We start from the raw sequence: 652 nt of genomic DNA, 5'->3' as shown, positions 1-652 counted from the left end.
TCTTTCTCCCGTTTCTGTTAAGCCTACTCTTCAACCTGATCGAGGTGTTAGGGCTGTGGTTCCGCAATTGCCAACCTATCTCCTTCTAAAAAATGCCTTATTTCATGCTGGTTTGGTAGATCTTACCTCTCAAAATGAAAAATTGGAAATCATGCGCGGTACCTCTCGTAGTTCCTTGAGAAGCAGTGAAGACACAGCATTTTTTGTGCGCGGTTATGGTGGCAGTCACCATTATGCTTCAAATTTGTCTGCTTTTGAATATGGATATGGAGCAGAACTCGATTATACAGCACTGGAGGCAGGCGTTTTGCTGAAGGAAATTGAAGATTTATACAGTCGTACATCGTTTGGGATCATGGGGACTTATGGACGTCTCTCTGTGCATCCTCAAGATGTTCAATACAGCAAGAAGAGTCCCTTTGATAAATGGTCAGTTTCTGCTTATGGCAGTCTACAGCATGGCATGGGTCTTTATGTGGATGGTGTTTTCTCTTATGGCCTTTTTAGAGGAGATGTTTTCACTCTTGCACGTGGTAAGACAGCGACGTTAAAAGGTAAACAGCTTAGTGTTTCCTTAACGGGTGGTAAAACATTTGCAATGAAGCATAAGGGAATTTTCTTTGATCCGCAGGTTCAGCTTGTTTACCAGAAC

At 42.6% G+C, this 652-nt stretch carries 1 protein-coding gene; it reads left to right on the top strand.

Annotated elements, in window-relative coordinates; all coding sequences use genetic code 11:
• Nucleotides 1-652 (top strand): autotransporter domain-containing protein (locus tag J7R07_RS07980; RefSeq protein ID WP_208436322.1); only part of this gene is annotated, 652 nt, incomplete at both ends.

This window comes from Bartonella phoceensis, from assembly GCF_902825145.1.
Classification (GTDB): domain Bacteria; phylum Pseudomonadota; class Alphaproteobacteria; order Rhizobiales; family Rhizobiaceae; genus Bartonella; species Bartonella phoceensis.
The sequence above is the reverse complement of the archived record's forward strand: the minus strand, read 5'-3'. Positions and strand labels throughout refer to the sequence as shown.